23 protein-coding genes are annotated in these 25,142 nt (G+C 43.4%); 16 read left to right on the forward strand and 7 right to left on the reverse strand.

The genetic code is table 11. The features are described 5' to 3' along the window. Positions 1–111: 111 nt before the first annotated feature. The 3 genes from ACHUFW_RS12415 (at position 112) to ACHUFW_RS12425 (ending at position 2,209) form a co-directional block, all read left to right on the forward strand. Positions 112–855: a hypothetical protein gene (locus tag ACHUFW_RS12415; protein WP_394203481.1), complete on the forward strand. Its 744-nt coding sequence runs from the start codon at positions 112–114 to the stop codon at positions 853–855. Between the two features lie 28 nt (positions 856–883). Next, positions 884–1,696, forward strand: coding sequence for a 23S rRNA (guanine(745)-N(1))-methyltransferase (gene rlmA, locus ACHUFW_RS12420; protein ID WP_394203482.1), 813 nt, complete (start codon positions 884–886; stop codon positions 1,694–1,696). 306 nt (positions 1,697–2,002) lie between these two features. Next, a complete protein-coding gene (locus tag ACHUFW_RS12425; protein ID WP_028767115.1) occupies positions 2,003–2,209 on the forward strand; it encodes a cold-shock protein in 207 nt (68 codons plus the stop codon). A gap of 215 nt (positions 2,210–2,424) precedes the next feature. Here ACHUFW_RS12425 and ACHUFW_RS12430 read toward each other — a convergent pair whose 3' ends face one another. The 4 genes from ACHUFW_RS12430 to ACHUFW_RS12445 form a co-directional block, all read right to left on the reverse strand. Further along, complete coding sequence (locus tag ACHUFW_RS12430; RefSeq protein WP_394203484.1) at positions 2,425–3,321, reverse strand: ABC transporter ATP-binding protein; 897 nt, start codon at positions 3,319–3,321, stop codon at positions 2,425–2,427. Continuing rightward, positions 3,321–4,130 (reverse strand): ABC transporter permease subunit, encoded by an 810-nt coding sequence (locus tag ACHUFW_RS12435; RefSeq protein WP_394203729.1) that lies wholly within the window; start codon positions 4,128–4,130, stop codon positions 3,321–3,323. The genes ACHUFW_RS12430 and ACHUFW_RS12435 overlap by 1 nt, the downstream gene beginning before the upstream one ends. A 150-nt stretch (positions 4,131–4,280) precedes the next feature. Further along, positions 4,281–4,922: a YceH family protein gene (locus ACHUFW_RS12440; RefSeq protein WP_394203731.1), complete on the reverse strand. Its 642-nt coding sequence runs from the start codon at positions 4,920–4,922 to the stop codon at positions 4,281–4,283. A 121-nt stretch (positions 4,923–5,043) separates the two neighbouring features. Beyond that, entirely contained in the window at positions 5,044–5,877 is an 834-nt protein-coding gene (locus tag ACHUFW_RS12445) for a CvfB family protein (protein WP_394203486.1), read from the reverse strand. Positions 5,878–6,493: 616 nt separating this feature from the next. Here ACHUFW_RS12445 and speA point away from each other — a divergent pair. The 9 genes from speA (at position 6,494) to ACHUFW_RS12490 (ending at position 14,346) form a co-directional block, all read left to right on the forward strand. Next, the gene (gene speA, locus ACHUFW_RS12450; RefSeq protein WP_394203488.1) at positions 6,494–8,407 is read left to right on the forward strand and encodes a biosynthetic arginine decarboxylase; all 1,914 of its coding nucleotides are present in this window, start codon (positions 6,494–6,496) and stop codon (positions 8,405–8,407) included. A gap of 78 nt (positions 8,408–8,485) precedes the next feature. Further along, a complete protein-coding gene (locus ACHUFW_RS12455; protein ID WP_394203489.1) occupies positions 8,486–9,406 on the forward strand; it encodes an adenosylmethionine decarboxylase in 921 nt (306 codons plus the stop codon). 34 nt (positions 9,407–9,440) lie between these two features. Next, on the forward strand, positions 9,441–10,370 hold the full coding sequence (gene speB, locus ACHUFW_RS12460) for an agmatinase (RefSeq protein WP_394203490.1): 930 nt from the start codon (positions 9,441–9,443) through the stop codon (positions 10,368–10,370). A gap of 41 nt (positions 10,371–10,411) precedes the next feature. Next, entirely contained in the window at positions 10,412–11,053 is a 642-nt protein-coding gene (pdxH, locus tag ACHUFW_RS12465) for a pyridoxamine 5'-phosphate oxidase (protein ID WP_394203492.1), read from the forward strand. A gap of 136 nt (positions 11,054–11,189) precedes the next feature. Beyond that, a complete protein-coding gene (locus ACHUFW_RS12470; protein ID WP_394203494.1) occupies positions 11,190–11,765 on the forward strand; it encodes a YceI family protein in 576 nt (191 codons plus the stop codon). A gap of 116 nt (positions 11,766–11,881) precedes the next feature. Continuing rightward, positions 11,882–12,232 (forward strand): DUF3802 family protein, encoded by a 351-nt coding sequence (locus tag ACHUFW_RS12475; protein WP_394203496.1) that lies wholly within the window; start codon positions 11,882–11,884, stop codon positions 12,230–12,232. 92 nt (positions 12,233–12,324) lie between these two features. Then, a complete protein-coding gene (locus ACHUFW_RS12480) occupies positions 12,325–12,618 on the forward strand; it encodes a hypothetical protein (RefSeq protein WP_394203498.1) in 294 nt (97 codons plus the stop codon). A gap of 436 nt (positions 12,619–13,054) precedes the next feature. Continuing rightward, entirely contained in the window at positions 13,055–13,423 is a 369-nt protein-coding gene (locus ACHUFW_RS12485; protein ID WP_394203499.1) for an STAS/SEC14 domain-containing protein, read from the forward strand. Positions 13,424–13,473: 50 nt separating this feature from the next. Then, positions 13,474–14,346: a putative ATP-dependent zinc protease gene (locus tag ACHUFW_RS12490; RefSeq protein ID WP_394203500.1), complete on the forward strand. Its 873-nt coding sequence runs from the start codon at positions 13,474–13,476 to the stop codon at positions 14,344–14,346. A 170-nt stretch (positions 14,347–14,516) separates the two neighbouring features. Here ACHUFW_RS12490 and ACHUFW_RS12495 read toward each other — a convergent pair whose 3' ends face one another. Continuing rightward, on the reverse strand, positions 14,517–17,141 hold the full coding sequence (locus ACHUFW_RS12495; RefSeq protein WP_394203501.1) for a PDC sensor domain-containing protein: 2,625 nt from the start codon (positions 17,139–17,141) through the stop codon (positions 14,517–14,519). 140 nt (positions 17,142–17,281) lie between these two features. Beyond that, positions 17,282–18,778: a methyl-accepting chemotaxis protein gene (locus tag ACHUFW_RS12500; protein WP_394203502.1), complete on the reverse strand. Its 1,497-nt coding sequence runs from the start codon at positions 18,776–18,778 to the stop codon at positions 17,282–17,284. 388 nt (positions 18,779–19,166) lie between these two features. Here ACHUFW_RS12500 and pheS point away from each other — a divergent pair, with 388 nt between their 5' ends. The 4 genes from pheS to lpxM all read left to right on the forward strand — a co-directional run bounded on the left by pheS (position 19,167) and on the right by lpxM (position 23,914). Then, the gene (pheS, locus tag ACHUFW_RS12505) at positions 19,167–20,150 is read left to right on the forward strand and encodes a phenylalanine--tRNA ligase subunit alpha (RefSeq protein ID WP_394203503.1); all 984 of its coding nucleotides are present in this window, start codon (positions 19,167–19,169) and stop codon (positions 20,148–20,150) included. A gap of 15 nt (positions 20,151–20,165) precedes the next feature. Then, positions 20,166–22,553: a phenylalanine--tRNA ligase subunit beta gene (pheT, locus tag ACHUFW_RS12510; RefSeq protein ID WP_394203505.1), complete on the forward strand. Its 2,388-nt coding sequence runs from the start codon at positions 20,166–20,168 to the stop codon at positions 22,551–22,553. A 4-nt stretch (positions 22,554–22,557) separates the two neighbouring features. Further along, positions 22,558–22,854, forward strand: a complete 297-nt coding sequence (gene ihfA / locus ACHUFW_RS12515) for an integration host factor subunit alpha (RefSeq protein WP_394203507.1) — start codon at positions 22,558–22,560, stop codon at positions 22,852–22,854. 121 nt (positions 22,855–22,975) lie between these two features. After that, the gene (lpxM, locus tag ACHUFW_RS12520; RefSeq protein ID WP_394203509.1) at positions 22,976–23,914 is read left to right on the forward strand and encodes a lauroyl-Kdo(2)-lipid IV(A) myristoyltransferase; all 939 of its coding nucleotides are present in this window, start codon (positions 22,976–22,978) and stop codon (positions 23,912–23,914) included. A gap of 67 nt (positions 23,915–23,981) precedes the next feature. Here lpxM and ACHUFW_RS12525 read toward each other — a convergent pair whose 3' ends face one another. Continuing rightward, complete coding sequence (locus ACHUFW_RS12525) at positions 23,982–25,088, reverse strand: phosphoribosylaminoimidazolesuccinocarboxamide synthase (RefSeq protein ID WP_394203511.1); 1,107 nt, start codon at positions 25,086–25,088, stop codon at positions 23,982–23,984. Positions 25,089–25,142 lie beyond the last annotated feature (54 nt).

The following is a 25,142-nucleotide window of genomic DNA, read 5'->3' on the forward strand; positions in this document are numbered from 1 at the left end:
TAATAAATATTGCCTATGTTTGAGCCAACGCTAACCACGCCTAGAATCATAAAATTTAGTCAAACATCGAGTTTTATACTGCGGTTACCTGAAACTGTGGATGATTTAAGTATGCTAGAGGCGTTAAATGGTCATCTTGCTGAGTTTGTTATCGTTGAAAATAATGACACCTCAACGGCAATATTGGTCCGCATGCATCCTTATTTAGCGCTCGTTGAGTGTGAAAAGTCAGCGCTATGGTCAGACAAGGTGTTGCCAAATGGCAATTCTACACAGGTATTAACTCGCACCATTGGTCAAGGTTGGCGGCTATTTAGTGAACTGGGTCGCTCGCCATTGTTTTGTTTACAGATGCTGCGTCAAGGCATTGGTATCAGTGTGGTAAGTGAGCCATCTGGCTTAATGGTGATTGCTGGTTTTGAGCAAGGTTGGCAACTTATTCCGCTTGAAAATGATATGCGCCTATTTGCCGGGCAAAAAGAGCTAAGCCGAGCTAAAGCGGTATTAAGTCGTGTCAATGATTATCATGCCAATACTGAGCAATTGTTGTTGGCGTTAAGTGAAATAGATATGGTGTGTGCTGATCTTGGCTTGATGTTACAAGATCATAGTAACACTCGGCCCACAGAGCAATTGAAACAAATCGCCAGTATTGATGCGCAATTGCAACGTAAAAAACAATGGCTATCTCAACAGTATCAACAGGCGGTTGAGCGAAACAACTGGCAATATAGTGCCAATCAATCTATCACTGATGAAAGTTTATATCGTAAACTTGAGTACTATCAGTTATTGTCTACGCCAGAAATGAATGCCATGGTGGAAAACCTACTTTCTGATGAGAAAAATAGCTAATTCACCACTTCGCTAGTTTGGAATAATCATGAGTTACAACTGCCCCTTATGTCAGCTGCCGCTGCAACTTAGTGAGCGCACTTGGTCGTGTGCTAACAATCATCGTTTTGATTGCGCCAAAGAAGGATATGTGAATTTATTGCCGGTGCAAAAAAAGCGCTCAAAAGATCCTGGTGATAATAAAGAGATGATGCTGGCTCGGCGTGAGTTTCTTACTCAGGGGTATTATCAGCATTTGAGTGATCGTGTAAATGAGCTGGCTCGTCAATATGCTGCGGGGGCAAGCGCCGGATTAGATATCGGCTGTGGTGAGGGCTATTACAGCCACCGTTTACATCGCGTACTCAATGAGCATCACAGCTTTACATTGCATGGTGTTGATATTTCAAAGTCGGCGTTAAAATATGCTTCTAAACGATACAAAGACATTGATTTTTGCGTTGCCAGTAGTTTTGAAATGCCCTTTGCCAATGGCAGTTTTGACTTCATGTTACGTATTTATGCGCCTTCGTTAGACAAGGAGCTGAGACGTGTGGCTAAAGAAGCCGGTATCTTAATCACTGTGTCGGCAGGCCCAATGCACCACTTCATGTTAAAAGAGCTAATTTACGATAACCCTAAACTGCACATTGATAGCCCAAGTGCTATCGAAGGTTTTGAGCTTATACATGGTGAAAATCTTGTCAGCGAGCTAATTTTGTCAAAGAGCAACGACATTAAGCACTTTTTAGACATGACGCCTTACAGTTGGAAGCTCACAGCGGAGCAGAAGCAAACCCTGATTGAGCAGGGGATCAGCTGCCAATTGGACTTTAAGATAGAAGTTTTTAAGGCTATTTAGTAGGTAATCAGTTGTTTAGCCAGTCTATTTTTCATAATTGAGTAAAATCTCAGTTTTTAGTAATTTTTTTTCGGGTTAAAAGTTTCACCAACTGACAGAAATTTAAGTAAAAAAAGTCTGTTTCATCATACGAAATGATTGTTGACATACGGGCAGAATGATTTATAGTTAGTGCAGCTTGAAGGTTGGGCTTATTTTTATGTGTTCAATACGATCCGTTCGTCCTGTTAACATAAGTAATACCGGCATTTTCCAGCTCTACTGCCGATTATGGCTTTATTTTATTTAAGTTACAGGATTTATATCATGTCTCAAGTTACTGGCGTTGTTAAGTGGTTCAACTCTGACAAAGGTTTTGGTTTTATCGAGCAAGAGTCTGGCCCAGACGTTTTCGTACACTTCCGTGCGATCAACTCAGACGGCTTCAAAACTCTTGACGAAGGTCAGAAAGTTTCTTTCACCGTTACTCAAGGTCAAAAAGGCCCACAAGCTGAGAACGTAACTGTTATCTAAGCTTGCCTTAATATAGCTTAACGCTATATTCGAAAAGATTCCGAAGAGCTGCGAAATATCGCAGCTCTTTTTTTTGCTTATTTTAAAGAGTGTTTAAGTAATAGTGGTTCTATTGGGAAGTGATTCAACGAAGAAGTAGGCAGCCAAAAAAGCAGGTGTTAACACCTGCTTTTTTAATGAATCAAGCTGCTATTTTAATAATATAAACAGCACCATTATGAGAACAGTTTGTCCTCTAATGTACGTCCTTTAATTAGCGCCTTATATTGCCAATCATTTTCGGCAAACATATTAAACAGACTGATTTCTAATTGTTGATTTATGCCTTGATCATAATGAATAACAAACTCATTAGCCTGCTTATTATCGATTGACTTTACACCGGCTATCATGTTGATTTTTTCTATGAATTGGTGATTGTCACAGGACTGCATCGAGAGGGTAAGATAGTCATCATTGAGCTCATTTTGTATCGATACTGATTGCCCAAGCTGCCCTTGGTCAAGATATAACACCTGATCACATAGCTTCTCAAGTTCATCGAGATTATGGGAGCTGATAATAAAGGTGGTATTGGTGGATTGTTGCTGTACTAATTCTCTTACTGCTTTGGCATTGGCAGGGTCGAGTCCCGCTGTAGGCTCATCAAGTAACACTAACTTTGGGGAGCCTATTAACGCCTGTGCGATTGATACTCGCTTACTCATACCATGGCTTAGGGAATGTGGCTTTTGTTCAGCAACGTGTGCCAAATCAACTAGGCCTAAGACGCGCAGTGCTTCTTGTTTAGCTTGCTTACTATTGAGGCCTTGTAGTTGTGCAAATAAAGTTAACTGACTGATTATGGTTAATGAAGGATCAAGTTGTGCATCTTGCGGCAGTGCCGCGACTTGGCCAAATAAAGCTTTGCTACCCGGTGGGTGCCCCATGATATCGACAGTGCCACTTGTGGGAAGAATATAGCCACATAATAAAGAAAATAGCGTGGTTTTACCGGCACCATTGGGCCCAACAAGGGCGATAGGTGCACCAGCTTGCAGAGACAGTGAAACATCATTAAGTGCCAGCTTGCTACCGTATTTTTTGCTTAGGTTATTGCAACTTATTAGCATTACAGTGAACTCCTAATCATATAGCTTCGGCCAATAAACAGCAGTACAACTGCTTGTATGATTGGAATAAGGGCGTAGGCAAGTGTGCCCATACCTTGGGTATTTATCATCAGTGAAATTTGAGCGCCGGGCAGAATCCATTGTAATGCTTCACTTAGCATAGGCAGATAATGACCAATCATGGCTATGACGATAGAACTGATGGCCCAGAATAGAATGGCGAAAATAGTCGCTTGTCGGGCTGAGTTTGCGTACAAAGAAAGTAAGCCCATCATTGCCGTGTAGGGCAGTAAAATAATACTGATATTAATAAATACCAATGTTGCAGAAGTTAATGCTGCGCCGAGCTGACTGGCGTCTCGGCTACCGGCTAAAGCTAGCGTTGCTAAAACAGTAATGGCGACAAGTATCATTTGAATCAGCATATAGCCGCTGAATCGGCCAAAGAACAAGGCATCTCGGCCAACACGAAGGGTAATAAACCTAAATGTGCCACGGGCCTTATCTGAGGCAAACTGATCTGCGCATACAAAAATACTAAAAAGTGGAAACAGATACAGTGCCGCTACCCAAAAGACTGCCATTTCTGCAACGGGCCATTCAAATAAGTTTCCAACTGTTGCTTCACCAAATACGCTGGCGACCAGTTGTTTAAAGTTTGGATCAAGCAGGAAGCTTGAAGCTTTGCGAATTGGGTACCATAAAATCAGCCCCCAAACTAACGCAAAAGCGACAAGTGCTATCACACCTCGACGATTAAATAGAATTTTGGTCAACTCATGTTTGGCCAGCAGCGCAGTATTCACTATTTGTGTATTGCCATTATTGGCGTTTGCTGCAGTATTTACAGGTGCATTACTTTGCAAGGGAATTCCTTATTAGGTCAGCTTTGGCTCAGGTTAGACTAGCATTTCTTGTAGGTTAAGAAATGCTAACCAATAAAAAAGTTGTAACTGAGTTTATTCAAGCAGTTGTTGTAGTTGTGATTTAAGCTCCGCAACTTCCACTTCAAGGGCACTAACCCGGGCTGCGAGTGTATCATCAGCATGTGGCGTCGTTGTGGCTGCCGGAGAGCTTGGGGCTGTCTGTTGCGCCTGACCGACTTCGGAAACTAGCTCGGTAAAGCGGCTTTCACGTTTGCCTGGCTCTCTTGGTAGTTGTTTGACCAAGGGGGTCTCTAGGCTAGCTAATTGCTCAAGGGCGCTATCGACTTCTGCGACATCATTAAACGGATGTAAACGATTACTGCGAGTACGCAGCTCTCCCGCTGTCTGCGGACCTCTCAACAGTAATAAGCAGATAATCGCAACTTGACCTGCGGTTAACTGCAAGGCGCTAAATTCGGTGTTGCAGAATCGATGGGTATATTTGGTCACCCGTGAACCAAACCCTGTTTGGTCTGCAACCAAGCGTTTTTTACTCAAGCTGTCGATTGTCTCTTGGACTTGTGATTCATCTAAAGCCATCACGGGATCGCGGCTAGACTTTTGGTTACAAGCCAGGGTTAGGGCATTGAGTGATAGTGGATATTGCTCAGGTGTGGTCTTCTCTTTTTCTAATAAGCAGCCAATGACTCTGGCTTCATTTGCAGTTAAGGCAATCATTCGTCTATCCCAATAAAAAAGCTTAGCTTTGTTATATCAAAGCTAAGCTTTTAATCAACATCAAAATGCCAATACCATTATCTTGATGAATAACTCTTAATCAACGTACCAGCATTAGCTAATCAAGCAGGCGGATCCCGTCAACATCAATTGAGATTTGTTTACCTTTGTATAAGCCTCCAATGCTCTTTTTGAAGGCTTTTTTGCTCATGCCAAGTTGTGCATAAATAATATCGGCATCGGTTTTATCATTAAGTGGTAAAAAGCCGCCAGCTTGCTTGAGTTTAAAGATGATGCTGGTGGCATGTTTATCCAGTTCTTGCTTAACACCACGCTGCAGAATCAAATCGATTTTATCATCGGTACGAACACGTTTAATAAAGCCTTTAAGACGCTGACCAAATTTTAGCGTGCGAAACACCTCATTATTGTAGATCACGCCCCAGTGGCTATGATCAATAATGGCTTTGTAACCTAAATCGGTACGGCCACCAATAATTAAACTGACTTCTTGGCCATTCTTGTATGGAGGCGGAGTAAGGTCTAAAAATTTGTCCAGCTTGGTTGAAGCGACAATACGCTCATCGGCGCTATTACGGTAGATGTGGACCAAATAGGAGCGGCCGACTTCCACTTCCCTTAATTGCTCAGAAAAAGGCAGCAGTAGGTCTTTTTCTAAGCCCCAATCTAAAAAAGCGCCGTAAGGGCCAGTTGCCACAGCTTTTAAGTAAGCAAATTCACCAACTTGAGCTTGAGGCATCTTTGTGGTGGCAATGACCATATCTTCTGAATCAAGGTATAGAAATACATCGACTTTATCGCCAACTTGACAGCCGTTGGGAACTACTTTGTTGGGTAACAAAACTTGGCCTAAGTCATGGGCGTTCAAATACACCCCAAAGTCGACTTGTTTGACCACGTCTAGTGTACACTTCTTACCTATCTGTACCATGATGCTCTCTTTCACTGCGGTTATTTTCGTGGCTGATTATAGTGGATATCGTTGCAAGATGCTGTAGCTGTTTTGTGTTTTATGTTTTAAAGAATAGACAAACTCTGAGGGTAATTTGATGTTTGTTAGATTAGGGCGTGTTGGTCTAGCGTTGTAGATGTTGCTCGGATGGACACTCCTGGTTAAAACCGCTTTAATTTAGGCAGCAAGTTTACGGTATAGCGTGCTTATTAAACCACCGTTTAATCAAGTGCACATTGCTGGCAGAAGAGTCCAGCAACTGCAGCAACGACCCGCTAGAACGGGGAGTTAGAGCTAGTCATTAAACAGGATTGGTTTAGCGGCCTCACACGTGAGTTGATTGGGTAACAAATATTGTGAATTTAACGCTTGATTTTAAGCTGTTTAGGATGTTTAATTGCGCGCCTTTTCATAGGGATGCTATGAAATAAGCACATATTTCGGTTGAATTTGCGATAAAAGTTTGGCGAATAGCCGTGGGTGTAATATGGTTCTTTTATGGTTAATACAACGTAGTGGGTTGCGATAGCGACTGCTAGGTTAACGTGCGGGCTGTTATAGCCTGATTGATTTTCAATAGACAGGTTGAGAAAAGATGAGTAATTGGTCTATTAAAGATGCATACGCTGGATACAATGTAAATTACTGGAGCCAAGGGCTTTATGGGATTAGTGAATCAGGGGAGGTTACCGTATCGCCTGATGTTAATCACCCAGATCATTGTATTGGATTAAATGAACTTGCCAAAGATATGGTTAAGTCCGGTGTGAATTTACCTGTGTTAGTGCGATTTCCACAAATATTGCACCACAGAGTAAATAGTTTATGCCATGCATTTAACCAAGCTATTCAACGCTATGAGTATCAATCAGACTATTTGCTTGTTTACCCGATTAAGGTTAATCAGCAGCAGACCGTAGTCGAAGAGATCTTGGCGAGCCAAGTGGCTAAAGAAGTCCCGCAACTTGGATTAGAGGCCGGCTCTAAGCCAGAGCTTATGGCTGTTTTAGCCATGGCGCAAAAAGCCAGCTCGGTGATTATTTGTAATGGCTATAAAGACATTGAATATATTCGTCTAGCATTGATTGGTGAAAAGCTCGGCCATAAAGTTTACATCGTGCTAGAAAAGCTGTCAGAGCTAAAGGTAATTCTCGCCGAAGCCAAGAAGCTGGGCGTTACGCCGCGTCTTGGCCTGCGTGTGCGTCTAGCGTTCCAAGGTAAAGGTAAATGGCAAGCAAGTGGTGGTGAGAAGTCCAAATTCGGTCTTTCAGCTGCACAAGTGCTAACTGTTGTTGAGTCACTTAAAAGCAATGACATGTTGGATTGTTTGCAACTGCTGCATTTCCACTTGGGTTCGCAGATTGCCAACATTCGTGATATTCGCCGCGGTGTCAGCGAAGCGGGGCGTTTTTACTGCGAACTGCAAAAACTTGGCGCGAATGTTAAGTGCTTCGATGTTGGTGGTGGCTTGGCGGTTGATTATGACGGTACTCGCAGCCAAAGCAGTAACTCGATGAACTATGGTTTGACTGAATACGCTAATAACATTGTTAGTGTGCTCACTGACATTTGTAATGAGTATGAGCAGCCTATGCCAAGGTTGATTTCTGAGTCTGGGCGTTATCTAACAGCGCACCATGCGGTATTGATAGCCGATGTGATTGGTACCGAAGCGTATCACCCTGAGGCTGTTCAAGCCCCAGCAGAGGACGCACCTCAGCTATTGCAGAATATGTGGCAATCGTGGAATGAAGTCAGTGCCCGTGCCGATCAGCGTGCGCTTATTGAGGTGTATCACGACTGTCAAAGCGATTTGGCCGAAGTGCATTCTATGTTTGCACTAGGACAAATGAGCCTGGCAGAGCGTGCGTGGGCAGAACAAATTAATTTACGAGTTTGCTATGAACTCAAAGGGGTGATGAGTGGTAAATACCGCTTCCATCGTCCAGTGATTGATGAATTAAATGAAAAATTGGCTGATAAGTTCTTTGTCAACTTCTCGTTGTTCCAGTCCTTACCGGATGCATGGGGTATTGAGCAAGTATTCCCGGTGATGCCGTTAACCGGGTTGGATAAGGAGCCTGAGCGCCGCGCGGTAATGTTAGATATTACTTGTGACTCAGATGGTGCAATCGATCAGTATGTGGATGGTCAAGGTATTGAAACGACATTACCTGTGCCAGCTTGGAGTGCTGAAAGCCCCTATCTAATTGGCTTCTTCCTAGTGGGAGCTTACCAAGAGATTTTGGGTGACATGCATAACTTATTTGGTGATACCAATTCAGCAGTCGTTCGCCTTGATGATGAAGGCCTTGTTAACATTGAATCTGTGCTGGCAGGTGATACCGTAGCGGATGTACTGCGTTACGTTAACCTTGACGCAGTTTCCTTTATGCGAACCTATGAAGAGTTGGTTAACCAGCATATTGATGAATCAGAGCGGGCAAGTATTTTAGAAGAGCTTCAAGTGGGCCTAAAAGGCTACACCTATCTTGAGGATTTCTCTTAAGTTTGACCGTTAATTAATATGATAGCGCCACAGTATTACCCTGTGGCCTTATCTCATTAGGTACACATCACAACCACGATGTTTGAAGGTTCTGAAAAAATCATTGATGTCTCATTGCAGGCAGGTGCTAGGGGCTTGCGTGAGCGGCCTTTAGTGTTTTGGCAAACATTAGTGGCAAGTTGCGGTGCAGAAATCCTGTCTGTTGAGCATCATGATACTTGTATTGCTTTTATCCTCAGTGAGTCCAGTCTATTTGTCTGGGATCATCGCGTACGCATGCTAACTTGTGGCGAAACTTCCCTAAGTCCATGTTTAATCAAGTTGATTGAAACGCTGGGTCAGTCACAAGTTGCTGTGGCCAGTTACCAGCGAAAAAATGAGTATCGCTATCAAGCGAGTTTAGCCAGTTTTGATCAGGAGCTGAGCTTATTGCGGCAGGTCATTGATGGTAAAGGCTACCGGGTAGGGCATATAGATAGCCATCACCACTATCTGTTTTTGGCTTATGGTGATAACCACCATGGTGCAGCACCGGCAACTTATGAGTTACTCATGCACCACCTTGATGCTGACGTCACTGAACGACTTCGGCAATCATCGATCACGAAATTACAAGTAAGAACGCTGTTAAATTTTCAGACATTATTGCCAGAGTTTACACTCGATGATCACCTATTTACCCCGTTTGGCTATTCGGTAAATGGTGTTTATCAACAGGAGTATTTTACCGTGCATATTACGCCGCAGGTAAATCATTCCTATGTGAGTTTTGAAACAAATATTATGTCGCCTCAAAAACTTAAACAGCTCACAGCAGCTATGCTGTCTTTGTTTAAGCCTGAAAGCTGGGACGTCATTGCTGTTAACCAGCAACCCGTTGAACACCATGTTGCAGAGGCAAGTCACTCAACATGTTCTATTGTTAGTGAACAGCACGATACTGTACAGTTCAACCATTATCAACGTAATGACATTCGCCTGTGTTGCGAAACGCTTTAGCCTGAACTAAGGGGTTAAAGTGGATGGAGAAGATATGACTACGCTAAACGATAAGCCAGATTACTCATTGTATTCAAATGCTTTTGGTTATTTAAGACTACCACTGGACTTTTCACCGTTAAAAAGTGATGCCGATGTTGTGGTATTAGGCTTACCTTTTGATATGGCAACCACGGGTCGCTCTGGTGGCCGTATGGGGCCTGGTGCGATTCGACAAGCTTCAGTAAACCTAGCTTGGGAAGAAACACGTTGGCCGTGGGATTTCACCCTCAGCGATCATATTAAGGTGGTTGATGCCGGTGATTTGGTTTATGACTGTGGCGATGCGGCGGACTTTACCCAGCGAGTTGAAGATTTTGCGACTGCGATTGTGGAATCAGGTAAAGGCCTGTTGAGTTTCGGTGGTGATCATTTTGTCACTTTGCCTTTGCTGCGCGCGCACTATAAGAAGCACGGCAAAATGGCGTTACTGCATTTTGATGCCCACACTGACACTTACAGTCAGGGCAGTAAATATGACCATGGCACCATGTTTTATCATGCGCCCAATGAAGGCATTATTAGCCCTGAGCATTCATTGCAAATTGGTATTCGCACAGAATATGACACAGCAAATCACCTGTTTAAAGTGATTGATGCTGCCAGCGCTAATGATATGTCAGCAGATGAGATCGTTGCGCAAATTAAGCAGCGAGTAGGTGATATGCCCTTGTATGTCACCTTCGATATCGACTGTTTAGATCCTGCATTTGCACCAGGTACTGGCACACCTGTTTGCGGTGGCATAACCAGTGATAAGGCGATGAAGATTATTCGTGGCTTGCGCGGCATGAATATTGTGGGCATGGACGTAGTGGAAGTTGCACCGGCTTATGATAGTGCGGAAATTACCGCCTTGGCTGGCGCGACTTTAGGACTAGAAATGCTGCATGTGTGGGCTGATGGCAAAGGGCTTATCAAATAAGCGGGTTGCTTAAGCTAAGTAAGACTAGATAGGGATGGTAGATGTCTAAACTGAGTGATATTCGACGTGAATACACCTTAGGTGGGTTAAATCGACAAGATTTACCAGAAGAGCCAATGGCGTTATTTGCAAAATGGTTAGAACAAGTGCGTGATGCTGAAGTGATACCGGATCCCACCGCAATGTCGGTGGCAACGGTTGATGCCCAAGGGCAACCATTTCAACGCATAGTGTTGTTGAAGCGCTTTGACGAAAATGGCTTTGTGTTTTTTACTAACCTTGAAAGCAGAAAGGCGCAACATATCGAGCAAAATAGTAAAGTGAGCTTGTTGTTCCCTTGGCATAGCTTGGAACGTCAAGTTGCAATTACTGGACATGCTGAGCCCTTATCGACTGCTGAAGTCGTTAAGTATTTCATGACACGTCCTAAAGAAAGCCAGATTGCTGCTTGGGTGTCGAAACAGTCGAGTAAGATCTCAGCGAGGCAAGCGCTAGAAACCAAGTTTGCTGAAATGAAAGCAAAATTTAGCCAAGGTGAAGTGCCACTGCCTAAGTTTTGGGGCGGTTACCTTGTCCGTCCAGACAGTATCGAATTCTGGCAAGGCGGCGAATATCGCCTTCATGACCGCTTTCTATACCAAAAGCAGCATGAAACTTGGTCAATTAGCAGATTAGCACCATAATTTAATTGTACTAACAAATTAGAGTCCTTATTAGGGCTCTTTTTTGTATGTTGACAGTCGTTAACGCATCACCTAACTTGCAAAGATTAGCAACGACTTAATTGATTAATCGGCATGGAAAATAAGGAAAGCTGACATGAACAAATTGATACTAGGCTCTGCGCTCTTGATGCTGTCTTCAGGTGCGCTTGCTGCGCCATGGAATGTTGATAGCCAGGATTCATCGGTTAACTTCATTTCCACTAAAAAGGGTAATGTTGCAGAGGTAAATAGTTTTAGTAAGGTGTCTGGTCAACTCAGTGATAGTGGTAGCTTTGCACTGGATATTGCATTAAGCAGTGTATCAACCAACATTGAAATTAGAGATACTCGCGTTAAAGATATTCTATTTGAGGTCGCTAAATATCCTACATTGGCCCTCAGTGCTACGGTAGATAAAGCCAAGGTTGATGCAATGGCCGTCGGTGACACCATGTCGATGACTGTTGATGCCAAAATCGATCTTCACGGGCAATCTAAACAGATGCCGATGAAGGTATTGGTAGCCAAGCTTAAGAAAAACGAGTTAATGGTTGTCAGTCACGGGCCATTAATTGTCAATGCGGGTGATTTTGATTTAACGAAAGGAATTGATAAGCTACGTGATATTGCTGGCTTACCAGTGATTAGTTATGCGGTGCCGGTCAGTTTTATTCTAAAATTGACCCAGTAGTTGTAAAAACTTGATTTGGGCAAAGGACAGTGATGATTTTCTGCTCCATAATGCGCCAATGATTGACGTTAGGCACAGGCTTGCTGTGCCTAATCATAAAGTATAAAAGGTTAACAATGGTTACAGATAAAGATGGCTACATGCACCTCATTCAGTATTTAACTGAACATTTGGGCATTTTTGAGACGCCCGGTGCGAGCAGTGCTTCAGATGAAACCGTTATGGAGCTGTTTGAAGAGCAATTATCTGCACAAATTATTATGGTATGCGGTCAAAACCCGTCACTGAACTTTGAGCAGCGTAATCATGTGATCCGCGAAATCGATGCGATTGTTTATGATTTAGAAGAGATTTTGGCTAACGTGGCAAATCGTAAAGCGACATCGGAACAAACCTTATTTATCACTGAATTCTCAGGCCTGATAAAAAACTTATTTGACCAAGAAATTGCCAAGTTGACTGCGTAAATTTATAAATAGTTACAGTATTTTACAAGTCAGTTATTGTTCTACCTAGCAGTTAGTCCTAAGGTTTATTTAGCAACCAATTAGGGCTTAATATGCAAACTCATCGAACCGCACGCTATCTAGTCCATTTCGGCATTTATTTGCTGTTAATGCTGTTTGGCTGTGCGCTTTATGTGTTTAGCTATAATGCCAAAGATCTCGGCTGGGGATTTTTTCCCATGATGGTGTCCTTGCCATTTGTGCCGTTTATTGTGGTTTGGTTAGCAGTGCAGTTTTCTCACCATTTACATTGCATTCGCGCTCAACACCAATATCAACCGCATCTATTGCACTGTATTTGCACTGCCGGGCTACTATTGCTATTTATCTTGCTCTTTCTCTACTAATACAAATTTGCATAAAGATGTGGTCGCTCAGCGAGAGTTTAGCGCTTCTGAGACAAGGTCATTAATTGCTCCTCGGTAACTGCTCCTGCGTTACTCTACCTCCTATATCTCTATAGTCGTGCATTAATGACATTTACCACATCTGACCTCCAGGGATGGAGGAAATGTCTTATGACTGTCAGGAACAGTCAAGACCATGTGGCTTGCAACGAATGAAGGGCATAGTGACTCTACGTTCAAGTTCGTTTACACAGTATCAGAAGTGCTAAAACTCGCCTTTTGGGCGTTTTTTGGCTGCCTACTTCTTCGTTGAATAACTTCCTAATAGAACCACTAATACTTAAGTTATTCATCTCGAACTAGTTTGCCAAAAATAGCTCTGAATAGATCACTTTCTTATGCCGATTGGTATAAACTTGGCTGAGGAGGACATTATATGTTGATGTTGTTAAATGGATTTTCAGAAAACATTGTTGCAGTTAAATTATCAAATACTGTAAACAGTGACGATATTCACCAACTGTTGTCAGAAGTTCAACAGCGTTTACAACGTTTTGCAACGGTTAAAATTTGGTACGAGTTTGATAAAGACTTTTGTGGTATGACGTTAGGCTCTTTATGGGAAGAGGCCACATTAGCATTATTTCATTTGACTGATATTTCTAGAGTTGTCATCATTTCTGATAACAAACAGGCGATAGGGACTGCTAATACATTAGCGATGATGATGCCGTGTCCTGTGGAAGTTTTTGCCACAGGTAAAGCCCAACAAGCCTATCAATGGATATGCAATCATGACGCTTGAAGCTACCCGCTTTAGGTGTTCAATCTGTTAATTAACTCATTAGGTCAATTATGCTAAGAAAGCTCGGTTTATTGGTATTACTTTTCTCATCTCCACTTTGGGCACAAGATAAGGCGCTTATTGGCCCGACCGCTCATATGCAAGTTGTGCAAACAGGATTGGAATATGAAGCACGTATCGATACCGGTGCGGTCAATACCTCTTTGCATGCCTTTGATATCGAAATCGAAGGTGGCAGTGCCAAGAAAATGAAAGACAATATCGGTAAAACCGTTTGGTTTACCACTGAGAATGCCGCCGGCGAACGTAAGCGCTTGAGTGCGAAAATTGTTAAAACCTCGACGGTAAGCAACTCTCAAGGCCGTGAAACCCGTTATATGGTTGATTTAGAGATTGGTTATGATGACGACAAACGCACGGTGAGAGTGAATTTACGTGACCGCAGCCATATGGATTACAAATTGCTGATTGGTCGAAACTGGCTAAAAGGTAACTATATTGTTGATGTATCTGAAAAGAAATTAATTGGTCCCGTTGCCCCAATTAGCATTGTAGAAACCGGTCTTGTATACAGCACGAGAATTGATACCGGTGCGGTAGAAAACTCACTTCATGCACTTGATTTATCGATTAAAGATGGTGTTGAAGATATGGAAGCTAATGTGGGTAAAATGATTAGCTTTACCACCGAAAATGAGAAAGGTGAGTCAAAACGTGTAGAAGCGATGATTGTTGAAACTTCATTGATTCGTAATGCCCAGGGCAGTGAAATTCGCTATATGGTGGAGCTAAATATTGGTGAGCCTGGTGAAGAGTACAAGGTAAAAGTTAACTTACGTGACCGCAGTAAAATGAGCTATAAGCTGCTGATTGGACGTAATTGGCTACAAGGCCATTATCTTGTAGACGTCGATATGAAGTAAGTACCAAGGTAGCACCAAGGCCGCGCGATGCTATAGCGGCCAGCCATAGCATCGCTTTTATAATGAAGCATAAAATGCTTGGTGCAATCAATGTTACCTAGCTCATAAAAGCCTAAAATAAAAGCCAGTTAAATCGTCATTTAGCTGGCTTTTTTATGTGCTTGTTGCGGTTAACCAAAGTGTGCTAGTTGTAACTGGCACGATATCTCGGTGAATTTGTGCTGTTCACTGCTGACCGTGAGTTGCCCATCAAACTCTGTATTTAACCAAAATGCCAACTCATAAAGCGTGCCGCTGCCGGACTGCTGGGTGATCATTTCATTGAGCTTGGCGAGTTGTTGCTGCTCTAATCCAACGCCATTGTCGCGTATATTGATGATTATTTTTTGATTGTCGACCTTCACTGACATACTGATTGCAGCGTCTTTGGGCATTTGAGTGGGATCAAATGCTCGAGAGGCGGTGTTGTGTAATAAGCCAAAAAATACCTGTAGTAAAGCGAGCGGAGGTAGCTGCACTTGCTTGGTATTTTCAGTATTAATCGATAAGGCGATATTCTTCTCAGCTAAGTTAGGCGTCATTATCGCATCAAAGTGCATGATAAATTGCGACAGCCTAATGACTCTGCCTTCAGTTGCATGACCGAGCAGTTGGCGTAAGTGACGCAACTTGTCCGTTTGCTCTGCCAGTAACTGTGCAAACTGGGCTTCATCATGGGGCTCAGAAACCGGTTGGTTTAATTGGGTAAACAACTTCTCTTGAATATTGGCTAGCGCTAATAAGGCATTATCAATAAACTGCGGGTAGAGTGCTTGGTTTTGCTGATAGACCTTAGCGAGCTGCTGGGTATGCGCCAATTGCTGATTAAGCTGCTCTTGCAGCTCGGTGGCATTATCCAAGGCCTGACGTTGTATGACTTGCGACTCATGGGCCTGGGTTAATTGGGTTTTTAACGAGGTTATGGTTTCTTTTTGTTCGGCCTGTAACGATTTTAAGTGGCTGATATCGATCGCCATCGCACCAATTGATGTGACCATTCCTTCCGCATTACTAATAGGGTACTTGGACACAAGATAAATCTGTTCGCCATGTGGAGTCGGTATTGGTTGCTCAAAACACTGCGGTTTATCAGTACCGTAAACAATACCATCATGGTGTGCGACAATTTCGGTGATATGTGGGGGATAGATATCAATATCCCGCAGACCAATGAGCTTGTCTCTTTCAATACCGATAACTTCACAAAACTTATCATTGACCAGGTTATAGCTACCGTCGACATCTTTAATACAGATTAGATTTTGAGATGCATTGAGTAGGGCACTAAGTTCAGATTCTTTAATTTTAAGCGCTTGTTGTGCTTGTTTTTGTACCACCAGTTGCTGCTCTAGGGCGAGATTACTGGCATCTAGACTCGCATAAGCGACCTCAAGCTGATGGCTGCGAGCGATAAATGCCCTGGCAAGTTTACCGATCTCATCTTTGCGGGTATTGGCGTCTAATTCAAGCTGTGCAGTATTACCTTCATCTAGGCTGGTGGCCATAACTGCAACAGGTTTGACAAATAACCTATGTTGACTGACAAATAAAATAAACAAGGCCGCTAATTGTGACAGTAACAAAAACAGGCCAATTTTCATCGCCACTGAGTTAGCCTGGGCAGACAATGTTGAAATGGGCGTAACCAGTACCACCTTCCAATGGGTTTTGGGCATCACAAAGAGTGTGACTAATGCTGACTCATTTAAAAATGGATCATGAACTAAGGTAAATGCTTGACCAACTTTGGTGCTGGTTTCACTGCGATTGGTGTTGGCGTTGATAATCGCCGATAGCTTGATACGTTGAATTCGGTTTAGCTCTTGAAATAGGCCATCGAGCTGCTCCGCTTGATACAAAGGAGATTGCTCTGAGCGTTTGATAAAATCCGCATCAGCTAAGGCGATCGCTTCGTTAATGGCCTCCATTTCTGGGTATTTAGCGGCATAGGTGGTAAACGGCTTGGCAAGAAAACCGTCTTGATGATCAGCCTGCTCAGTTGCATCAGCACTGCTGGGGTAAGACAGCAACTGATTTAAGCTATCTAACACAAACACATAACCGCCGGCATTGGCGGTGAAGTCTGCACTATTGAAGAACTGATTGATGGCACTGAGGCGAATATCTACAGTGGATACGCCAATAAATTCATGTTCTCTCCACATCGGCGCTGAGGCCGTGACCATGGTTTCTTGAGTGTGTGGGTCTATGTACGCGGGCGACCAATATGCGCTGCCGTGTGGGATAAATCGGGTTGGTTTATACCAAGCTTCATCTTGGTAGCGCTCGCCATCTTCGTTATAGCTATACACTCTCGCTAACTGTTGATCGTCCGTGCGGGTCCAAAAGTAACTATCTCTTGGTTTATTAGAGTCAAAAGCCCCCGGCTCTGGCCACACGCCGCCACCGACAATGAGGTTGTGATAGTGGTTGATATCTAGCATCGGTGGTACAACATTGGCAATTTCCACACTGCGATGCTGATACGTCTCACCAATACTGCCTATGGCTAACGCTAAGCTTTCAATTTTTGCCACATCTTGCTGCGCTTGGGCAACGATAGCTTGGCCTTTCGTTTGGCTAATGGTGTGTTCTGTTTCCATGTGGTGCTTGGTTTCTATGGAAAAAATTAACCACATGCTGGTTGCGATAATCACAATGGCTACCGCAAACTGAATAACAGAAAGCTTAAAAGGTAAGCTATTTAACCAATGGTGGTGACTAGACAAAACACTGGTTTCTTTGGTTTTTCCCATAGGTACTGCGGTGTCCAAGCGAGTTTGACTAAAGAGACTATTACCATAGAACAAATTTAACAATCATTAAACTGTTGTTTATTTTAAACTAATAAAAAAGGAGCCGAAGCTCCTTTTAAGTGATGTAAAACGATTCTGGATTAGATTTTTAACCCCACCAGTAACTGATCAAGCTCTTCTGCAGTGGCATGCAGCTCATCGCAACCAGAAACAGACTGGTTGGCTGACTGCTCAACGTTATGGGACTGGTTGCGGATTTCCATCAAGTTGCTAGCAATTTCATTGGCGACTGCCGATTGCTCTTCAGCAGACGTTGCGATGAGCACGCTCATGTCATAAACCTTACTGCTGTGGTGTGAAATTGCAGTCAAATCATCGCCCGTATTTAAGACATGCTTTTTGCCTTCTTCTGCCTTATCTACGGTGCGTTTCATCACGTGGGTGAGGTTTTGAGAGCCCGTTTGTAATGATTCGATCATTGCCTTAATTTCTACAGTGGCCTCTTGGGTTCGACCCGCTAGAGTTCGAACTTCATCAGCTACCACGGCAAAGCCTCGTCCTTGCTCACCTGCACGGGCCGCTTCAATCGCCGCATTAAGTGCTAGCAAGTTGGTTTGCTCACTAATGGCATTAATGGTTGTCACCACTTCATCAATTTTAGCGGCATTTTCATTAAGTGTTGTCACCGCGTTAGATGCATCTTCAATCTCATTAGATAAGATCCCAATAGCATCAACGGTGGTGGCGATGTCTTTGGCACCTTTATCGACTTGATTATTTGCTTCTTGGGTTTCAAGTGATGATTGTTCTGCATTACGTGCCACTTCTTTGACTGCTGCCGTCATCTCTTCCATGGCGGTGGCAAGGGAGTCAAGGTGTGAACGTTGATTCGCGGCAAGAGATTGACCATCTTCTGCGGTATGGCGAAAATCTTGTACGACTTGACGAATTTGATCATTGGCTTGAGTGAGTCGTTTCACTAACGTGTGCTGACGCTCCACTAAGGTGTCGATACTAATCGCCAAAATACTAAACTCATCTTTGACTTCGAAAAAGTTAAGTCTACCGGTCAGATCGCCATCTGCTGCACGTTTTAGTGCCATTACGTTGGTGTATAAGGCGCCACCGACAAAGGTTGAGATGTAATAGCTAATCAGCAATACAATAAAAATTAACACACCAAGTGTTACTAGCACTATGGTACGTGACTCTGCTAACACTTGGTTTGAGGCGCTCACCGTTAGCGTTGCCGATAAACCATTTAAATTGTCACTAACAACAACTTGGTTAGCACCTTGCTGTACAGCGGTTTGCTGCCGCTGTGCTTGTTGTAATGTTGATGACAGTTGCTGGGTTGAAGATACCAATCCGGTATTTTGAAGACTGGCGATGTACTGCTGTTGTTTGTCGCTGTCGATATATTGCAAGCCGACATTGGCGACTTGGACCATTTGATTAGCATGATCAAGCGCAGCACGTTCATGGCTTAATGCAAGTTTATTGGAAAATTGACTATACAACACCACTGATAAACCTATTAGGGTGATGATCGGTAGTATTGCCAAAATGGTAAATTTGGCTTTCAACGTAAGATGGATAAGGTATTGGTCTATCCAGCGAAATTTAACTTCTTTCATAGTTTATTCTCTATTACGGCTAGCTTTTTCATTGCTTGTCTGTGTTGTTATCGGTTGAAGTTCACACAACTTAATTAAAATAGCGTGATCTTTTACTTAACTGTTGCTTATTTGTGCTGGTAGGGTTGCATTGTTGTAATTTTTATCTGCCAGAGTGTATACCGCAAATCCTCAGACCGCGAGAAATACTGCAAGCTAAGTCGAAGGTTGTTCAATTATGCCGCAGCAAACGAGAATCGGCTTTTTTGTGGTAAAAAAGAAACAATTACCCCTAGTCAAAATCGCTTAGCTCACGTAAAATTTGTCTCTTTTTCTATTTTCGTAAGATAAATAGCTAGCAATGAACGCCATGGCCTAAAAAGCTAGGCCAAACGCACTGGAAGAGATGATGTCAAACTTAACAGAGATCGTAGAACAGGCCTTGGAGGCTATCGAAAGGGAAAATGATTTAAAATCCCTCGATGAGATTCGTGTCGATTACCTAGGTAAAAAAGGTAAAATTACTGACATGATGAAGATGATGGGGAAACTAAGTGCAGAAGAGAAGCCTGCATTTGGTCAAGCTGTCAACCAAGCTAAACAAGCTGTTCAAAAGCAATTGACACAGCGCATAGAGAAACTCAAAGCGGCTGAATTAGAAGCTAAGCTTGCGGCAGAGAGTATTGATGTCACCCTGCCGGGACGTCGCATTGACAATGGTGGGTTACACCCAGTCACTCGTACTATCGAACGTATTGAAACTTTCTTTGGTGAGTTAGGTTTTAGCGTTAAGCAGGGCCCAGAAATTGAAGATGATTTCCATAATTTCGATGCGTTGAATATCTCTGAGCATCATCCTGCTCGTGCGGATCACGATACCTTCTATTTTAATCCTAAAACCATGCTGCGTACTCAGACCTCTGGCGTGCAGATCCGTACCATGGAAACGGAGCAACCTCCGCTTCGCATTATTTCTCCAGGCCGTGTTTATCGTAATGATTATGATCAAACTCATACACCGATGTTCCATCAGGTAGAAGGCCTATTGGTTGACGAAAATGTTAACTTCGCAGAGTTAAAAGGCATTTTGCACGACTTTTTACGTAACTTCTTCGAAGAAGACCTACAGGTTCGTTTCCGCCCATCTTACTTCCCGTTCACTGAGCCGTCTGCAGAAGTCGACGTGATGGGTAAAAATGGTAAATGGCTAGAAGTGCTTGGATGCGGCATGGTTCATCCAAACGTGTTGCGCAGTGTCGGCATTGACCCTGAAAAGTATCAAGGGTTTGCATTTGGTATGGGTGTTGAGCGGTTATCAATGTTGCGCTATGGCGTAAATGATTTACGTTCATTCTTTGAGAACGACCTACGTTTTCTCAAGCAATTCAAATAGCGGAGCAGTATTAGCATGAAATTTAGTGAATCTTGGCTCCGCGAGTGGGTCAATCCATCAGTTACTCGCGATGAGCTTTCTCATCAAATCACCATGGCCGGCCTTGAGGTTGATGGTGTCGACCCAGTTGCTGGCACCTTCAGTGGTGTGGTTGTGGGTGAAGTGGTTGAGTGTGGACAACATCCAGACGCAGACAAACTACGTGTGACGAAAATCAACGTAGGTGAAGCAGAATTAATCGATATCGTTTGTGGCGCACCTAACTGCCGTCAAGGGCTTAAAGTTGCTGTGGCAATGGTCGGCGCTAAGCTACCTGGCGATTTTAAAATCAAGAAAGCCAAACTACGTGGTCAGCCATCGTTTGGCATGCTGTGTTCATACGGTGAGCTAGGCATTGATATTGAAAGTGATGGCATTATTGAATTGCCAAGCGATGCACCGATTGGTCAAGACATTCGCGAGTATCTCGATCTTGAAGATGCTGTGATTGATGTCGACTTAACAGCGAACCGTGCTGATTGTCTTGGTATGGTTGGTTTAGCCCGTGAAGTGGGAGTGTTAAACCGTCACAGCGTTACTGAGCCAACGTGGGAAGCGGTAACGGCAACGATTGATGATGTGATTGCGATTGATAACCAAGCGCCAGCATCTTGCCCAAGATATCTAGGTCGCGTGGTGAAGAACGTTAACCTGAATGCGCAATCTCCTCTTTGGATGCAAGAAAAATTGCGTCGTAGTGGTATTCGTTCAATCGACCCGATTGTCGATGTGACTAACTATGTGTTGATTGAATACGGTCAGCCAATGCATGCATTCGATTTAGCAACCTTAAATGGCGACATCACTATTCGTTTAGCTGATGGTAAAGAGAAGCTAACATTACTTGATGGTAACGAAATCACCGTCCCTGATGACACGTTAGTGATTGCTGATCAGCAAAATGCGTTGGCGTTAGCCGGTGTGTTTGGTGGTGAAGCTTCAGGTGTGACTGATAAAACTCAAGATATTATGCTTGAGTGTGCATTCTTTGCACCACTTGCCATTATGGGCAAATCTCGTCGCCTAGGGTTACACACTGATTCTTCGCATCGTTTTGAGCGCGGTGTTGATCCAGAACTGCAACATAAAGTGATTGATCGTGCGACTCGTCTAATTCTTGATATCTGTGGCGGTGAAGCTGGGCCAGTTGTCGAGTCTAAGTCCGATGAGCACCTACCAAAACCTGCCGATATTGTATTGCGTCGTAGCAAGCTAGATCGCGTTTTGGGCCATCATATCAGCGATGAAGATGTCTCGGAGATCTTAACTCGTCTAGGTTTCAGCGTAGAAGCATCTGCAGACAGCTGGAAAGTGACTACTGCAACTTACCGTTTTGATATGGCCATTGAAGAAGACCTTATCGAAGAAGTTGCCCGCATCTACGGTTACAACAACATTCCTAACGTAGCGCCTGTTGCTTCACTTAGCATGCCAGATCACAAAGAGTCAGACATTAGCTTGCGCCGCGTTCGCAGCATGCTTGGTGCCCGTGGTTTCCAAGAGGCTGTGACCTATAGTTTCGTTGACCCTAAATTGCAGGCTTTAGTACATCCTGAGCAAGAAGCGATGGTGTTGCCAAACCCAATTTCTGTCGAAATGTCAGCGATGCGTTTGTCAATGTTTACCGGACTATTGGGCGCAGTGGGTTATAACCAAAGCCGTCAACAAAGTCGGGTGCGCTTATTTGAAACAGGTCTGCGTTTTGTTCCTGATGAGACGGCTGATTCTAATGTTCGCCAACAAGCGATGTTAGGTGCGGTGATTTCAGGTACTCAAAACGATGAACACTGGTCAATGGATGCTAAAACAGTTGATTTCTTCGATTTGAAGGGCGACCTTGAAGCAATTATCGGCTTGACAGTTTCAGAACAAGAATTTACTTTTAGATCAGCAACACACCCAGCGCTTCACCCTGGGCAATGTGCTGAAATATTAAGAAATGATCGAGTAATTGGTGTCATTGGTGCGGTTCATCCATCACTTGAAAAGCCTTTTGGTCTAAATGGAAAGACCATCGTTTTTGAGCTTGAATTAGACGCTTTATTACATGCAAGTTTGCCGCAAGCCCAGACTGTATCTAAGTTTCCAGCAAACCGCCGAGACATCGCAATCGTAGTTGATGACAGTGTTTCTGCAGGTAATGTTGTAAAATTGATAAGAAAAGTTGGCGAAAATCAGTTGGTTGGCTTAAACTTGTTCGATGTATACCAAGGTAAAGGTGTTGAAACAGGCAAAAAGAGTCTGGCGATCGCACTTACACTACAAGACAACACTCGTACACTTGAAGAAAAAGAAATTGCTGAGATGGTAGATAAGGTAGTTTCTGAACTCAAGTCAGAGTTCAACGCATTGTTGAGGGATTAAAAGTATGGCACTTACCAAAGCCGAAATGGCAGAGCATCTTTTTGAAACACTTGGAATTAATAAACGAGTAGCAAAAGAGATGGTTGAGTCGTTTTTCGAAGAAATTCGTCAAGCGTTAGAAAGTGGTGAGCAGGTCAAGTTATCTGGCTTTGGCAACTTTGACCTAAGGGACAAGAATCAAAGACCGGGAAGAAACCCTAAAACAGGTGAAGATATCCCGATCTCAGCTCGTCGCGTGGTGACTTTCCGTCCAGGACAGAAGCTTAAGAGCAGAGTTGAAGTCGCCAACGCAGATAAGTAATACTGCGCGTTAATCATTAAAGGCCACTCCTATGAGTGGCTTTTTCTGTTAGGCGATTGATTAATCAATAAAGAATTTACGTCAATACGATTGCATTGTCGTGTTAGTTTGAGGTTTATTTTTGTCCAGAAAACCTAAGTATTTTGATCGGCGATTTCGCTGGTCTTTATTGCATCCTAAGCTGTGGTCCACATGGTTAGCGATAGCTATTCTCGTTGGCTTTGGTTTGTTACCTGCGTGGCTAAGAGATCCTATTGCTAAGCAACTTGCCAAGTTAGTAAAGAAAATCGCTAAAAAGCCGTTGAAAGTGGCGCGAGCCAATTTAACCGCTTGTTTTCCTGATAAATCAGCGGCAGAGATTGAGCAGCTAGTTGATGAAAATGTCGAAAATTTTGTCATGATCTTGCTGGCTCAATCGGAGTTAATGGTGCGCTCTACGTCCAACCTTAAGCGTCGAGTCGAGCTTCACGGTTTTGAGCACGTAGAAGCCGCTAAAAAGGCCGGTCAACCTGTCATATTCATCATGCCCCATGTATGGGGAATCGAATACGCGGGCTTACGTCTTAATACGCAGTTGCCTATGGTCACTATGGCAAAAGCACATCGTAATGAGCTATTTGATTGGTTTAATAACCGCATGCGTAGTTCTCAAGGTGGGAATGTGTATATGCGTGAGGCGGGTATACGCGCGTTATTATCTGAGTTAAAGCTGGGTAATAGCTTTTTTTACTTACCCGATGAAGACCTAGGCCCGGATAAAAGTGTGTTTGCGCCATTTCTTGGTACCGTAAAAGCAACGTTGCCAGTAGTGGGGCGATTAGCGATGGCCGGAAATGCGCAGGTGATGCCGGTGAAAATTGGTTATGACCAATCCCAGCGCAAATACCAACTTACCGTGATGGCGCCAATCGATCCTGATACCATGAAAGGTAAAGAGAACGAGGCACTGGCATTGAACCAAGCGGTAGAGCAGGTGATTAATGCGTACCCTGAGCAGTACATGTGGTTTTTGAAGGTGTTGCAAACCCGTCCTCCAGGTGAGCCTTCGATTTACCAATAATAAATAAAAAAATAAACAAAAAAGCCGTCATTATTGACGGCTTTTTTTCTGATGTTTCTATCGTGAATTATTCAACAATCAGTTGATATTCGTCACGCAGAACATCAATAATTTCTTGGCGTGGGTTATCGCTTAAAGTGAGCTTTTTACCAATAACCGTTTCAGCAATCCCAACATAGGTATTGGAGATATCCATCATCACACTGGTTGGTAGCTTGTTATCTCGCGCTAACGCATTGCGCTCAGGCATACGGTTTTTGTTTAACAAGATATCAGGATCGGGGAAGTGATTAAGCAGCCACTGTCTGAATCCTTCTTTAGACTTTTCAATAATCTTGCCGTCTTTGTGTGCCGCACCATCCCATATACGTGATGAATCTGGTGTACCGACTTCATCCATATAGATGAGTTTTTCCTTGCCACTTGCATCATTGACATAACCAAATTCAAATTTGGTATCGACAAAGATTTGATCTTGCGCAGCTAATGCATCGCTAATGACAGCAAAACCTTCTCTAAGTAGCTTCTCATACAGGTCAATATCGTCCTGGCTATGGAAGTTAAAGCCAGCAAGGTTTTGCTCCAAATTGGCGCGTGATACGTTTACATCATCAGCCTCAGGTACATCTTTAAGGCCAGTTAGAATCCCTTTAGTCGATGGTGTAATGAGAATTTCAGCTAGCTTTTGATCTTTCTCTAAACCTTCAGGCAAGGTGATACCGCAGAATTCGCGTTCACCTTGAGAGTAGGCACGCCACATTGAACCTGTGATGTATTGGCGAGCAATGGCTTCAACCATAACAGGTTGTGCTTTTTGTACGATCCATACAAATGGATGAGGTACATCGAGAATATGGCTGTCCGCTAATCCTTTATCTTTAAACAGTTTAAACCAGTGATTAGAGATAGCGTTCAGCGCTGCCCCTTTGCCTGGCACGCCATTTAATCCATTTTCACCTTGCCAGATACAGTCAAAAGCTGAAATGCGATCGCTAATTACCATGATTGCCAGTGGTGTATCGGCGGGAACATCGTAACCTTTTTGTTCAATAAGGCGAGCACTGTCTTCGGCGGTTAACCAGTAGACGCTGCGTACTTTACCTGAATGAACCGCTTTATCAGTACGGATAGGCAGGTCGTCATTGACGGCTAAAACTTTGTTTGACTGATTCATAGGGTCTATTGTTATTTATCGTATTAGTGGAGGAGGATTTTCGGCGGGAATTGT

This window comes from Shewanella waksmanii (assembly GCF_043643685.1).
GTDB classification, from domain to species: Bacteria; Pseudomonadota; Gammaproteobacteria; order Enterobacterales; family Shewanellaceae; genus Shewanella; species Shewanella waksmanii_A.